Annotated in this window: 16 protein-coding genes; 9 read left to right on the top strand and 7 right to left on the bottom strand. The window is 63.7% G+C overall.

Translation table 11 applies throughout. The features are described from left to right. Positions 1-81: 81 nt before the first annotated feature. Positions 82-627, bottom strand: coding sequence for a putative natural product biosynthesis protein (locus tag BB029_RS28930; RefSeq protein WP_065941866.1), 546 nt, complete (start codon positions 625-627; stop codon positions 82-84). A 62-nt stretch (positions 628-689) separates the two neighbouring features. Beyond that, positions 690-1073 (bottom strand): DUF2946 domain-containing protein, encoded by a 384-nt coding sequence (locus BB029_RS28925; protein ID WP_065941865.1) that lies wholly within the window; start codon positions 1071-1073, stop codon positions 690-692. Between the two features lie 181 nt (positions 1074-1254). Between BB029_RS28925 and BB029_RS28920 the strand changes: the two genes are divergently transcribed. Further along, positions 1255-1860 (top strand): SCO family protein, encoded by a 606-nt coding sequence (locus BB029_RS28920; protein WP_024074981.1) that lies wholly within the window; start codon positions 1255-1257, stop codon positions 1858-1860. Further along, positions 1860-2327, top strand: a complete 468-nt coding sequence (locus tag BB029_RS28915) for a copper chaperone PCu(A)C (protein WP_065941864.1) — start codon at positions 1860-1862, stop codon at positions 2325-2327. Before BB029_RS28920 ends, BB029_RS28915 begins: the two co-directional genes overlap by 1 nt. Positions 2328-2397: 70 nt before the next feature. On the opposite strand, the gene BB029_RS28910 is transcribed toward BB029_RS28915, so the two are convergent. Next, a complete protein-coding gene (locus BB029_RS28910) occupies positions 2398-2727 on the bottom strand; it encodes a DHCW motif cupin fold protein (RefSeq protein ID WP_065941863.1) in 330 nt (109 codons plus the stop codon). Between the two features lie 140 nt (positions 2728-2867). Between BB029_RS28910 and BB029_RS28905 the strand changes: the two genes are divergently transcribed. Continuing rightward, positions 2868-3353 (top strand): HIT family protein, encoded by a 486-nt coding sequence (locus BB029_RS28905; protein ID WP_065941862.1) that lies wholly within the window; start codon positions 2868-2870, stop codon positions 3351-3353. Here the strand turns inward: BB029_RS28905 and BB029_RS28900 are convergent. Next, positions 3347-3817, bottom strand: a complete 471-nt coding sequence (locus BB029_RS28900; RefSeq protein WP_065941861.1) for a GNAT family N-acetyltransferase — start codon at positions 3815-3817, stop codon at positions 3347-3349. The genes BB029_RS28905 and BB029_RS28900 overlap by 7 nt on opposite strands. A 334-nt stretch (positions 3818-4151) precedes the next feature. On the opposite strand from BB029_RS28900, the gene BB029_RS28895 reads away from it, so the two are divergent. Continuing rightward, entirely contained in the window at positions 4152-4643 is a 492-nt protein-coding gene (locus tag BB029_RS28895; RefSeq protein WP_065941860.1) for a GNAT family N-acetyltransferase, read from the top strand. Between the two features lie 18 nt (positions 4644-4661). Then, positions 4662-5087 (top strand): N-acetyltransferase, encoded by a 426-nt coding sequence (locus BB029_RS28890; RefSeq protein WP_027607219.1) that lies wholly within the window; start codon positions 4662-4664, stop codon positions 5085-5087. 59 nt (positions 5088-5146) lie between these two features. Here the strand turns inward: BB029_RS28890 and BB029_RS28885 are convergent, their stop codons facing one another. Continuing rightward, positions 5147-6352 (bottom strand): YgcG family protein, encoded by a 1206-nt coding sequence (locus tag BB029_RS28885; protein WP_065941859.1) that lies wholly within the window; start codon positions 6350-6352, stop codon positions 5147-5149. Between the two features lie 128 nt (positions 6353-6480). Between BB029_RS28885 and BB029_RS28880 the strand changes: the two genes are divergently transcribed. Beyond that, the gene (locus BB029_RS28880; protein WP_065941858.1) at positions 6481-7296 is read left to right on the top strand and encodes an alpha/beta fold hydrolase; all 816 of its coding nucleotides are present in this window, start codon (positions 6481-6483) and stop codon (positions 7294-7296) included. After that, positions 7286-8428, top strand: a complete 1143-nt coding sequence (locus BB029_RS28875) for a PAS domain-containing sensor histidine kinase (RefSeq protein WP_027607222.1) — start codon at positions 7286-7288, stop codon at positions 8426-8428. Before BB029_RS28880 ends, BB029_RS28875 begins: the two co-directional genes overlap by 11 nt. On the opposite strand, the gene dapF is transcribed toward BB029_RS28875, so the two are convergent. Then, entirely contained in the window at positions 8416-9219 is an 804-nt protein-coding gene (gene dapF / locus BB029_RS28870; protein WP_065941857.1) for a diaminopimelate epimerase, read from the bottom strand. The two genes, BB029_RS28875 and dapF, sit on opposite strands and share 13 nt — an antisense overlap. Positions 9220-9293: 74 nt before the next feature. Here dapF and BB029_RS28865 point away from each other — a divergent pair, with 74 nt between their 5' ends. Further along, on the top strand, positions 9294-9797 hold the full coding sequence (locus BB029_RS28865) for an AAA family ATPase (protein WP_065941856.1): 504 nt from the start codon (positions 9294-9296) through the stop codon (positions 9795-9797). On the opposite strand, the gene BB029_RS28860 is transcribed toward BB029_RS28865, so the two are convergent. Beyond that, positions 9794-11395: a murein L,D-transpeptidase gene (locus BB029_RS28860; protein ID WP_065941855.1), complete on the bottom strand. Its 1602-nt coding sequence runs from the start codon at positions 11393-11395 to the stop codon at positions 9794-9796. The genes BB029_RS28865 and BB029_RS28860 overlap by 4 nt on opposite strands. Positions 11396-11434: 39 nt before the next feature. Here BB029_RS28860 and BB029_RS28855 point away from each other — a divergent pair, with 39 nt between their 5' ends. Then, entirely contained in the window at positions 11435-12148 is a 714-nt protein-coding gene (locus BB029_RS28855; protein ID WP_065941854.1) for a murein L,D-transpeptidase catalytic domain family protein, read from the top strand. Position 12149: the final 1 nt, after the last annotated feature.

Genomic DNA, 12149 nt, shown 5'->3' with positions numbered 1-12149 from the left:
CACGGTATAGCCTTGGGCCTTGGGGAAACAGCCGCCAAAACCGTCAATCACTGTTGCGGTTTACGTAACAATCCCGCTCGTTCAAGGCACCGGCAACCAGCCCTGGAATACCCCTGGGGAGGCGAGCGGACACCAGGCAAAATCCCATTGCGTGGCGGGGAGTGCCTGTTGTTCGGCGGCGAGGATGCGCACGCCCTTCCAATCGAACACCGTCAAGCCTTGCCAGGCCAGGACCACTCCCTGGGCCTGGCTGTCATCCGTACTGATCCAACGCGCCGCCGCGGCGGCCATGAAGGTTTCGATGGGCTCTTCATCAATCTGCCCGCGATACGGCGACGCCAGCAGCCAACGGCACACGTTCAGGTGCCAGGTCCAGTCCTGGGCCGGCTGGTTGCGATAGGCCCAGGTCATGAAGCTGCGAAACAGGTTCAGGCCTTCGGGCGGGTCGAGCTTGAGCAGCGTCGGGCAGATGTCGAACACGGTGTGCCAATACGGCAACAGGCGTGCATCCAAATGCACAAAGCAGCGGGCATTGCTTGGGTAGTCCGGCCGTGCCGGTTCCGCGCGCAGGCGACGGGACGCCTGGCTGACCAGACGGCTGGCGCCTGCAGGCAAGTGATGGTTCATAAAGCGCACTCACAGTCGTGACGATAGAACGCCCCCTGTTCACAGGAGGCCCAGGGCACACGTCAGAATGCGGGGGATGCGCGGGGGTTGGCCGAGGGCCAGGAATAACGCGGCGGCGCCTTATTGCGCCGCTCATGGGCCGCGCGCGGGGTCTGCCCCAGGCCCAGCAACCAGGCCAGGCCGATCAGGAACACCAGCGCGACGGTCACGGCGTTGCAAACCGGGCAGGCAAAGTAGTTCGAGATGTTGCTGGAAGACGGCGCGCCCAGCCCTTTGTCGGAAAGTGGAGGCTGTTTGCCGTCCACCCCACAGAACGCGCCACCGATCCCGTTGAGTTGCTGGCCGGTCATCTGACCATGGCCCAAACCGCACACGAACAGGTTCATCAGCACGCAGAAGTACAGGGTCCAGACGATCAGGGAACGGTCGGGGCGGCTCGATTTCATGGCGGCGACTCTACCACCAGCGGTGCAAAAGGATGAAATCCAGCGTGCCCCTGTGGCAGAACGTCGCAGATTACGCGGGCTGGCCAGGGTTGGTAGACTTGGCGCCCTCCTCGTTTACTCCTATTCAAAGCCCGCCGAGTTGATTTCGCGCAATGCGGGCGTTTCACAGGATGCACCGTTGATGAGTACGTTATTCACCCGCCGCAAGGTCCTGACCGGCATGGGCCTGTTGGGCCTGGGCCTGCTGGCCGGTTGTGACAACAGCCCCAAGTTGAACTTCAAGTATGGCAAGGACTTGAGCGACAAGATCATGGGCCGCACCTTCAAGCTCAAGAACACCGAGGGCGACACCGTCACCCTCAGTTCCTACCGTGGCCTGATGCCGGTGGTGTTCTTCGGGTTCACCCAGTGCCCGGCCGTGTGCCCGACCACGCTGGCCCGCGCCGCCCAGGCCAAGAAACTGATGGGCCGCGACGGCGAGATCATGCAGGTGATCTTTATCACCCTGGACCCGGAACGCGACACGCCGGAGATTCTCGACAAGTACGTCAAGGCCTTCGACCCCAGCTTCGAAGCGCTGTACGGCACCCCGGAAGAAATCGCCGTGGCCGCCAAGGAATTCGGGATCTTCTATGAAAAGATCCCCGCCGGCGACACCTACACCCTGTCCCACACGGCCACCAGTTTTGTCTTCGACACCCGTGGCAACCTGCGCCTGGGGTTGCAGGCATCCCTTACCGCTAAAGAGTGCGCAGAAGACCTGCTCACCGTCATGGAGGTCTGCTAATGACTGCCGTTCAACACCTCAAGCGCTTTACCCTTGGCCTGACCCTGCTGGGCCTCGCCGCCCACGCCAGTGCCCAGGTGCAAGTCACCGACGCCTGGGTGCGCGCCTCGGTGCCGGGCCAACCGTCCAGCGGCGCGTTCATGACCGTGACTGCCGACAGCGACAGCAAGCTGCTCAGCGTGGCCTCGCCGGTGGCCAAGGACGTGCAGATCCATGAGATGAGCATGAAGGACGACGTGATGCGCATGGGCCCGGTGGACGCGGTGGCCCTGCCGGCGGGCAAGGCGGTAAAGCTCGACCCGGACGGTTACCACGTGATGCTGATGGGCCTGACCGGCCAGATCAAGGAAGGCGACCAGGTGCCGCTGACCCTGACGGTGCAGGACGCCAAGGGCGAGAAGCAGACCGTTGAGGTCCAGGCCACGGCACGTGGGTTGGATGGCATGGACCATAGCAAGATGCATTGAAGCAGCGGATTTAAGGGGGTGCCTGTTCCTGTGGTGAGTGAGCTTGTTCCCTCACCACAAAGATCCCCCTTCAATCCACGATAAATAGCTTCGCCCCGACACTCGTCGAGGAACGATGCGCCTCCATGTCATTGCCCACCTGGTAACTCATCCCGGCCGTCAGCGTGAACCGGCGGCCGTCTTCCAGCTCGGTGTGCAACTCGCCTTCCAGGCACAGCAGCACATGCCCGCGCCGGCACCAGTGATCGGCCAGGTAGCCGGGGCTGTAATCCACCCTGCGCACGCGGGTAGTGCCGAAGTGGCAGGTGCGCCATGAGGCACTGCCGCTGATGCCGGGGTGAAACTCGGGTTCGACGGTGGACCAGTCGGTGATGCCAAACGGGACAGCGGTGAGTTCCATGGTTTGCTCGGTCGTCAGTTAACGTGGCCTGAGGCTATCCACCTGACAACGTGCGCGATAGACACAGATCCCGTGGTTTTGTGGGATACAGGCGAGCGTGCTTGTTATCCTGCCCACCCTGCTCCCAAGGACACGTGCTGATGCAGATCGAGCCCGCCTACATCCTGCTTGAGACCGAGCACTGGCTGCTCAACCATCACCTGGCTTCGAAGCTGCCGGGTTACCTGATGCTGGGTGCCAAGACGCCTGTTGATTCCCTCGCCGATATGCCGGATGCAGCGCTGGCCGAACTGGGTGGGCTGCTGGCGAAAACCCAGCGGGTCATGGAGGCGCAACTCAAGCCCAAGTGGTTGTATATCAGCCGCTATGGGCATCTGCCGGGGTTCCCGCTGCACTTTCATTTCATCCCGGTGTATGACTGGGTGGAAGATGCGTTCTGGCGTGATGAGCGTTATCGGCGGTTGCAGGATTTGGGTTCCCAGGACCTGGCAAAAACCCTCACCGATGGTGCGGAACTGACGCTGTTTGTGTGGCGGGAGTTTGGTGAGCGCCTGATCCCACCGATGATCCACGGGCCTTCAGTCGCGCAGGTTATCGGCAACTTGCGCGTGCATTTGCGTCACTGATGCAGCTGTTTTTTCATCGGAATACACGCCAACTGCAACCCCGATGGCGAGTGGTAAATCGCCTGCTCATCCCCCACGTAGCCACACGCGCGATAAAAACTCGCGGCATTCAACGTCGCGTCCAGCACCACCTCTTCAATCGTCAGTTCCCGCGCGACCTGCTCAAGGTGATCCAGCATCGCCTTGCCATACCCGCGCCCGGTGAATGCAGGCAATACGAACAGTGCGCCGACTTCGTTGTTGGCCAGATCGAGCATGCCGGTGGCTACCGGCTCACCGTTCAACCAGCCCAGGTAGAACGGTTTGTCCATCAGCGCGCTGTAGCCGTCCTCGGCCTTGCCACGGGTCCAGAGCGCCATTTGTTCAGCGGTGTAGGCACCGATGCATTGGCTGCGAATGGCTGCGCGGCGGATGTCAAAAGCGGCGTTGGCGTCGGTGGGGGTGGCGCGTTTTATTTCCAGCATGGGTCCTTCCTTCATGGATTTCCGTTGCCCGCCCGGGTGAATGAATAACGGAGGTGAGGGCGCTTGCTCCCGCTTTGGCGGGCTCCACACTGCCTCTTGAATGCCGTGCCCCTGACCAACATACATCGAAAACAGCACCCACCACCAAGCCTGGCGCGGACAAAACTGTGGGAGGGGGCTTGCCCCCGATAGCGGTGGATCAGTTATAGATGGGCCGATTGACACGCCGCCATCGGGGGCAAGCCCCCTCCCACAATTTCGATCTGTGTTCTGCGCAGAGTCCCAGCAAGGCCGTTATGATGTGGCCTTTCGCTCAACGCCCCAGGAAACGCCCATGCCCGCCCTCACCTTACGCAACGCCCTCCCCACCGACGCCGCCCGTTGCTACGAGATTGAAATCACCGCCTACGAGGGCGACGAAGCCGCGACCCTGGAAAAGATCGCCACGCGCATTGCCCTATACCCGCAAGGCTTCCTGATCCTGGAAGCCGATGGCGAGGTGGTGGGTTTTATCAACGGCGGCTGCGCCCACGAAGTGATGATGTCGGACGAGGCCTTCAAGGAACTGGTGGGGCATTCGGCCGAGGCGCCGAATGTAGTGATCATGTCGGTGGTGGTCGACCCGGCGCATCAGGGCAAGGGGTATTCCAAGGTGCTGATGAGCGAGTTCGTGCAGCGCATGCGCGCGATGGGCAAGCGCACGATTCACCTGATGTGCAAGGAACGGCATGTGCCGTTGTACACCCGCATGGGCTACTCCTATGTCCAGCCGTCGCCCTCGGATCATGGCGGCATGGCCTGGCATGAAATGCTGATGACGCTTTAACCCACGGAGGGTTTTGCAATGACCGCAGCGCTTATTGAAGTCAGCGACCAGGCCAATCCCGACGCCGAGCGTATTCTCGGCAGCGGCCTGGCTGCGTTCAACGAAGGTATCGCCGGCTACAACGACCGCCTGCCACTGACGGTATTGCTCAAGGATCCCGAGACCCGGCAGACCGTCGGCGGCATCACCGGCAAAACCACCTTGGGCATGGCCTTCCTTGACCTGTTCCACCTGCCCGAGGCCCTGCGCGGCACGGGCCTGGGCAGCCGGTTGCTGCACGCCTTTGAGCACGAAGCCCGGCGTCGCGGCTGCGCGAACGCGGTGCTGTATACCCTCAGTTTTCAGGCCCCGGGCTTTTATGAAAAGCATGGGTGGGTGCGGTTCGGGGAGGTCCCTTGTGAACCGGCAGGCAGCAGTCGCGTGTTTCTGTCCAAGCGGCTGTAACGTCCAGGGCTTTGCCAGGCAGCCGTTTGCAGCCTGGCGTCAGGCCGAACAACCGCCGGTTACCAACTCCCCGACGCCCCGCCACCGCCACTGGAACCACCGCCCCCCGAGGAACTGCTGCTGGAGCTGGAGCCGCTGGAACCCGAACCGGAGCCACCGCCCGAGCCGGACCCCGAGCCGGAACTGGCAATGCTCTGCACAAACACGATAAACGCCACGAAGGAGGCCACTGGAATCGCCACGATCCAGCCCTGATACCCGTGCCCCAGCAGTGTCCCCGCAGCGACGTAGATGGCCATGACTGCCAGCGCACGCAGGAGGAAAAAGCGCGGGCGCTTTTTCCAGGATGCCCTGATGACGAAGAACAACCCGAGGTACAAGCCCAGCACCAACGCCGCGCCAAACGGCCACACCAGCCAATGGATATAACTGACTTCCACGAACCGGTTGGCGATCACCACCCCGGCGATGTAGGCCAACAGCCCTATCACGCAGTAGAACGCCGTGCGCGCCAGCCACAAGGCGCCGAAGGTGGCGCCGCCGATCAGGAGGGTCAGCGGCAGTACCAGCAGGTACATCGGCCATTCCCGGCCACCGGCGAATACCACCAGCGCCACGGTAACGACTGCCGTGGCGATCAACGCCCCCCGCCAGCCCAGCTTGCGCGCCGCAACCAGCACGCCACCGACGGCACCGCACACGAACGCCAGCAATACCGCAAGCGCCTCAAGACTGCCGCCGTGCCCGGCCACCTGCGGCAAGTCACCGCCATCCACCAGGACAACCAGGTCGTTCACGCCCTGCTCGACACCGCCGGCATAGTCGCCCTGGCGAAAGGCCGGGGTGATGTGTTCTTCAATAATCCGGTGGGCCAGCAGGTCGGTCACCGTGCCCTCCAGGCCGTAGCCCACCTCGATGCGCACCTTGCGATCGTCCTTGGCCACCACCAGCAGGATGCCGTCGTTGACATCCTTGCGCCCCAGTTTCCAGGCGCGGAACAGTTGGTTGGCGTAGTCCTCGATGCTCGCGCCACGGGTGGTGGGCACCAGCAACACCGCCACCTGCGCGCCTTTGCGCTGCTCAAGGGCGGCGAGCTGGTCTTGCAGACGGGTGGTGGTGGCGGCGTCGAGGGTGTTGGTGAGGTCGATCACCCGCTGGTCGAGGGCTACGCCGATGGGCGACGTCTCGGCCTGGGCGGTGATAAACAGGCCGGCGGACATCAATACCAGCAGACTCAAGACGGATTGCCGCAACCACCGCATCATGTTTGTTACCTGAAGTTTCTTCCTGAAGGCGCCGACTTTACCCTATCGGCGCTATAACGCGTGACCCAAAGCCATCGACTATCTAAACTGCAGCACACCTAGCAATACGCCATAACTTCGAGATCCCCATGGGCCTACTCCAGCGCAACAACGTCAACGTGATGGGTGACGGGCCCTCGACCCTGGTGTTTTCCCATGGTTTCGGCTGCAACCAGGCCATGTGGAACTACCTTGCGCCGCAGTTCAAAGAGCGTTTTCGCGTGGTGATGTATGACCTGACGGGCGCAGGCCTGTCCGACCTCAACGCCTTTGACAAGGCCAAGTACAGCGCGCTGGACGGCTATGCCCGCGACTTGAACGAGATCATCGAGGCCTTTGCCGAGGGCCCGGTCATCCTGGTGGGACACTCGGTCAGTGCCATGATCGGCACCCTCGCCGACCGCCTGGCCCCCGGCCGTGTCGCCGCCCATGTGATGATCGGCCCGTCGCCACGCTATATCGATGACGATGGCTACGTGGGCGGTTTCAAGCGCGCCGACATCGACGACCTGCTCGACACCCTCGACAGCAACTACCTCGGCTGGTCCAGCGCCATGGCCCCGGTGATCATGGGAGCCCCCGGCCAACCGGCGCTGAGCGACGAGTTGACCGAGAGTTTCTGCCGCACCGAGCCGGAGATCGCCAGGCAGTTCGCGCGCGTGACCTTTATGTCGGACAACCGCCAGGACGTGATCGGCCTGCCCACCCCGGTGCTGATCCTGCAATCGAGTGACGACCTGATCGCCCCGGTGGCCGTGGGTGAATACCTGCACAGCGTGCTGCCCAACAGCACCTATTGCCTGGTGGACAACGTCGGCCATTGCCCGCACATGAGCGCGCCGCAGGCCTGCGCGGCGGCCATGGATGCCTTCCTGGCGCCGTGGATGGCAGCACGTGCCGGCTGATGTGTTCGACAGCGCCGCCTGCGCCCTGGCCGTCACCACGGAAGATGGCACGATCCTGCAGGCCAACGCACGCTTCAGCGACTGGCTGGGGTTCAGCATCGCCGAGCTGCAGGGCCGGCGTTTCCAGGACCTGCTGAGCATGGGCGGGAGGATCTTCCACCAGACTCACCTGGCGCCCATGCTGCGCATGCACGGCAGTGTCACCGAGGTGAAGCTGGACCTGTTGCACCGCGACGGCCACAAGCTGACCGTGCTGCTCAACGGCAACAAACGCGAACAGGCCGGCTCGGTGGTGTACGACCTGGCGCTGTTCGGCACCACCGACCGCGACAAGTACGAGCGCGAGCTGCTCAACGCGCGCCACCTGGCCGAAGCGCTGTTGCAGGAAAAAACCGCCACCGAAGTCGCGCTGCAACAAGCCCAGGCCGAACTGAACGAGGCCTATGCCATCGCCCAGCGGCGCGCCCTGTTTGCCGAGCAGATGGTCGCGATTGTCAGCCATGACCTGAAAAACCCGCTCACGGCGATCCGCATGGCCTCGGACTTTCTCAGCCGTGGCGAACGCACGCCCAAGGAGCGCCAACTGCTGGGGCACATCGGCCAGTCCTCCGAGCGCGCGCAACGGATGATCGCCGACCTGCTGGACTTTACCCAGGCACGGGTCGGCCAGGGCATCACCATCAAGGCGGCGCCGCTGGACCTGCACGAGGTGATCCATCGCGCGGTGGACGAACTGCGCGTGGCGTTCCCCAAGGCAACGCTGAAGCATCACGCACAGGGCCGTGGCGACGCCTGCCTGGATGCCGATCGCGTGCAGCAAATCATCGGCAACCTGGTGGCCAACAGCGTGGCCTATGGCGATCCGCAACAACCGATCACCATCACCTCGCGCCTGGGTGCCGGCGCTTGCGAAGTGGCGGTGCACAACCACGGCACGGCGATTCCGGCAGGTTTGCTGGCCGGGCTGTTCGAGCCCATGACCCGTGGCACCGACCAGGGCAGCGACGTGCGCAGCGTGGGCCTGGGCCTGTATATCGTGCGGGAGTTGGCCAAGGTCCATGGCGGCGATGTGGCGGTGAGTTCCTGTGCCACGGCCGGCACCACCTTCACGGTGACGTTTCAGAACAGGTAGGCGCTGCCCTGCATGATCGGCTCCACACTGCCCGTCAACACCACACCGCCCTGCCCGTCCCAGTGCACCGTGACCGTACCGCCGTCGCACTGCACCTGCACCGTGGCGTCCAGCAAGCCACGACGGATGCCATTGACCACCGCGCCGCAGCAGCACGAACCGGAACCCAGCGGCACGCCGCCGCCACGCTCCCAGATGCGCAGGCGGATATGCCCACGGTCGAGCACCTGCACGAAATGCACATTGGTCCTGGCCGGGAACAGCGGGTGAATTTCCAGCGCCGGGCCGACGGCGGCCGGATCGATGGCGTTGATGTCGGCCACAAAAAACGTGCAATGGGGGTTGCCCATGCTACACGCCGCCGGGTCGCCCGCCAGCGGTAACCTACCCGTATCCATGGCCTCGGCCAGCGGCACGGCCGACCAGTCCAGGGACGGCGCGCCCATGTCGACCGACACTTGACGATCCGCTACCCGCACGCAGGTCAACAGGCCCCGGTCGGTGCGCAGCACAACCGAATCGCTGCGGGTTTCATGCATCAAACGGTCGGCCACCCCACGCGTGGCGCTGCCACAGGTTTGCAGCGGCGTGCCGTTGGGGTTCCAGAACTTGATGCGCGCAGCGGCGTCTTCGCAGTCGAGCACCACGGCCAGTTGATTGAAGCCAATGCCGGTGTGGCGATTGCCCAGGCGACGGGCGACCTCGGGGGTGATAGGGTCGTCCAGGCCACGGCGGTCGATGATGATGAAGTCGTCGCCGTGGGCGTGCATTTTTGTGAACGGCAAGGTCATGGGCTGTCCTGGGGTCGACCGGTGGGGGAACTGGAGGATACCCTGAACCGACCCAAGCTTATCGAGAGTCAAGCATGCTTATCGTCTTCAGCGGCCTGCCCGGCACCGGCAAAACCACGATTGCCCGCGAGTTGGCGCGCCAGACCGGTGCGGTTTACCTGCGCATCGATGTGATCGAACAGGCGATTCGCGACGCTGGCGTATTGGCGGGTGATGTCGGTGCCAGCGGTTACGACGTGGCGAATGCGCTGGCGCTGAGTAACTTGCAGTTGGGCCATAGGGTCGTCGCCGACTGCGTGAACCCGGTCAAGGAGAGTCGGGCAGCCTGGACAGCGACGGCCGCGGCGGCAGACGTGGCGCTGGTCAATATTCAGGTGGTGTGTACAGACGCACAGGAACACCGGCGCCGGGTGGAAACCCGTACGGGCGACATTCCTGGGTTGACGCCGCCGACTTGGCAGTCGGTATCGACGCACGAATACGAACGCTGGGACCGGCCCGTGTTGACCCTGGACACGGCCTCCGTGACAGCTACCGAGGCCGTCGCGTCAATCATCGCCCACACGGCAATGCCCTAGAGCACACTCCCCATCGCCTTCATCAACACCAGGTCGCGCCCATAAATATCCGGCGCATACACCAGGTCACCCTGGCCGTCGACCTGCACTGTCCAGTAGCCCAGCAGCACCGGCACCGGGGTGGCCAGCCGGAATTCATGGGTCACGCCGGTGGCCAGCAGTTCATCGGTGCGCGCGCGTTCGGCCGGGCTGACCAGCAGGTCGCGCAGCAGCAGCGGTTGTTCAACCCTCACGCAACCGGAGCTGAACGCCCGTGGGCCTTTGGTGAACAGCGGTTGGCTGGGGGTGTCGTGCAGGTACACCGAGTACGGGTTGGGAAAGCGCATCACGATCTTGCCCAGCGGGTTGCGCGGGCCGGCTTCCTGGCGCAGGAGGATATTGCCAGGGCGCGCCCAGTCGATATTTTCCGGCGCCAGCGGGTGGCCTTCAGCGTCGAGCACTTGCAGGTTCTGCTGGCGCAGGTATTCGGGGTTGAGGCGGATGGCCGGGAGTTTGTCCTCGCGCATGATGGTGGGCGGGATGGTCCATGTGGGGTTGAGGGTCAGCCGGGTGATGCGTGACTTGAGCAGCGGCGTCTGGCGTTCGGCGCGGCCCACTTGCAGGCGGGTCTGCCACACCGGGATGCCGCTCTGGTACACGCTCAGTTGCGCGGCGGCCACATTGACCAGTACGCCTTCGGGCTCCAGGTCCTGGGCCAGCCAGCGGAAACGCTCGAGGTTGATGCGCAGCTGTTCGCGGCGCATGGCCGGGCTGATATTGAGTTCGGCCACGGTGCCGGCACCGATCACGCCGTCCGATTGCAGGGAGTGGCTGAGCTGGAAGGCCTTCACCGCCGCGACCAGTTCCGGACCGTATTGTTTGCCCGCGCCCCTGGGCTCCACGGGCAGGTAGCCACCGCTGTGGAGCCGACGGGCCAGTTCCGGGACGCGTGGGTCGTCCATGCCGGGACGCAATAACGGGCCGCTGCCAACCGGATCCCAATGGGGCAAGGGTTGCAGGCGCACCGTGGAATAGGCGTTGCGCAGGCTGCGGTACAGATCGGCGCTGGGGCGCGCCTGGTCAAAGGCTTGCGCCATGTTTTGCAGCCCGAGGGCAGCGAGGGCCAGCACTTCGGTGTCGGGGTCGCGGGTGGGCGGCTGCGAATGCCACAGCGGTTCGAAGCGCGATTGCTGCAGGCGCCCGTAATGCAGATCCTGCAGGGCTTGCAGGTAGTGCTGGCTGATATCGATGTCGCTGCACAGCACATTGGCCGTGGCATCCGCCGCAGGCAGACTATAGTGGGTGGGGTCCAGCCCGTCATCGGCGAGCAGCTGCAATTGGGCGTGCAGTGCCTCGCGGCGATCGTTGGCGGACCACAGCGGCCCATTACCCTGCTGTTGGTAGAACGCTTGCAGACGCGATTGCGCGGCGGCGTCTATCTGCGCCGCAAGGCCGGGACAGACACTGGACAGTTGCGCCAGCGCCTGTTGCAGCGGGGCCAGTTCGACCGGCGCCGGCGTGGCGACCGGCAATGGCTCGACCGGCAGCACGTCGGCTGTGGCGACCAATGGTGCAACGAGCAGGCAAATGCTCAAGTAACATGCGTGTTTTTTGAACAATAGCTTTGCTCCAATCCACAGTGGGGGGATGTACTGTAGATGCTGACTTTTATATGCCGCCTCGGTTTGGTCACCGTGGGCCTGGCTTTACTGAGCAATATTACGCTCGCCGCCAATGGCAACCCTCCTTCCTTGTATAGCAGCCTGGCGCGCTCGGCTCCAGAACTCAATCCCACGGTACTGAAAAGCGCCCTGAACGCCGTGCAATGCGCCGTCAATAATGGCGAGGAACGCTCCGAGCGCCTGGCCGTGATTGACTATTCCCAACCTTCAACCGCCCGTCGGCTGTGGATCTTCGACCTGCGCAAGAAAACCCTGGTGCTGCGCGACCTGGTGGCCCACGGCGCAAAGTCCGGGGAAAACTTCGCCACCCAATTCTCCAACCTGGAAGGCAGCCATCAATCCAGCCTGGGCCTGTTCCGCACCCAGGAAAGCTACCTGGGCACCCATGGCTACTCGCTGCGCATGGACGGCCTGGAGCCGGGGTTCAATGACCAGGCCCGCGACCGCGCCATCGTGATTCACGCCGCCGACTACGTCAGCCCGTTGTGGAGCAAGCGCGAAGGCCGCATCGGCCGCAGCCAGGGTTGCCCGGCCGTGCGCCCGCAGGTGGCACGCCAGGTGGTGGACAAGCTCAAGGATGGGCAGTTCATGTTTTCGTGGTACCCCGACCAACGTTGGCTGAAGTCCTCGACGTACCTCAATTGCAAACCCCAGCAGGTGGCGAGTAGTCGTACAATCCGTGGCGGTTAGC

Source organism: Pseudomonas sp. S3E12 (genome assembly GCF_001702295.1).
GTDB lineage: Bacteria > Pseudomonadota > Gammaproteobacteria > Pseudomonadales > Pseudomonadaceae > Aquipseudomonas > Aquipseudomonas marginalis.
Note: the sequence above shows the minus strand (reverse complement) of the source record. Positions and strands in the feature narration are given on the sequence as shown.

Excerpts from the sequence above, each read along its gene's own strand:
- BB029_RS28890 (WP_027607219.1), top strand. The coding sequence starts at position 4,662 with ATGACCGCAGCGCTTATTGAAGTCAGCGACCAGGCCAATCCCGACGCC.
- BB029_RS28865 (WP_065941856.1), top strand. The coding sequence starts at position 9,294 with ATGCTTATCGTCTTCAGCGGCCTGCCCGGCACCGGCAAAACCACGATT.
- BB029_RS28885 (WP_065941859.1), bottom strand. The coding sequence starts at position 6,352 with ATGATGCGGTGGTTGCGGCAATCCGTCTTGAGTCTGCTGGTATTGATG.
- BB029_RS28920 (WP_024074981.1), top strand. The coding sequence starts at position 1,255 with ATGAGTACGTTATTCACCCGCCGCAAGGTCCTGACCGGCATGGGCCTG.
- dapF (WP_065941857.1), bottom strand. The coding sequence starts at position 9,219 with ATGACCTTGCCGTTCACAAAAATGCACGCCCACGGCGACGACTTCATC.
- BB029_RS28905 (WP_065941862.1), top strand. The coding sequence starts at position 2,868 with ATGCAGATCGAGCCCGCCTACATCCTGCTTGAGACCGAGCACTGGCTG.
- BB029_RS28895 (WP_065941860.1), top strand. The coding sequence starts at position 4,152 with ATGCCCGCCCTCACCTTACGCAACGCCCTCCCCACCGACGCCGCCCGT.
- BB029_RS28925 (WP_065941865.1), bottom strand. The coding sequence starts at position 1,073 with ATGAAATCGAGCCGCCCCGACCGTTCCCTGATCGTCTGGACCCTGTAC.
- BB029_RS28930 (WP_065941866.1), bottom strand. The coding sequence starts at position 627 with ATGAACCATCACTTGCCTGCAGGCGCCAGCCGTCTGGTCAGCCAGGCG.
- BB029_RS28900 (WP_065941861.1), bottom strand. The coding sequence starts at position 3,817 with ATGCTGGAAATAAAACGCGCCACCCCCACCGACGCCAACGCCGCTTTT.
- BB029_RS28910 (WP_065941863.1), bottom strand. The coding sequence starts at position 2,727 with ATGGAACTCACCGCTGTCCCGTTTGGCATCACCGACTGGTCCACCGTC.
- BB029_RS28915 (WP_065941864.1), top strand. The coding sequence starts at position 1,860 with ATGACTGCCGTTCAACACCTCAAGCGCTTTACCCTTGGCCTGACCCTG.
- BB029_RS28855 (WP_065941854.1), top strand. The coding sequence starts at position 11,435 with ATGCTGACTTTTATATGCCGCCTCGGTTTGGTCACCGTGGGCCTGGCT.
- BB029_RS28880 (WP_065941858.1), top strand. The coding sequence starts at position 6,481 with ATGGGCCTACTCCAGCGCAACAACGTCAACGTGATGGGTGACGGGCCC.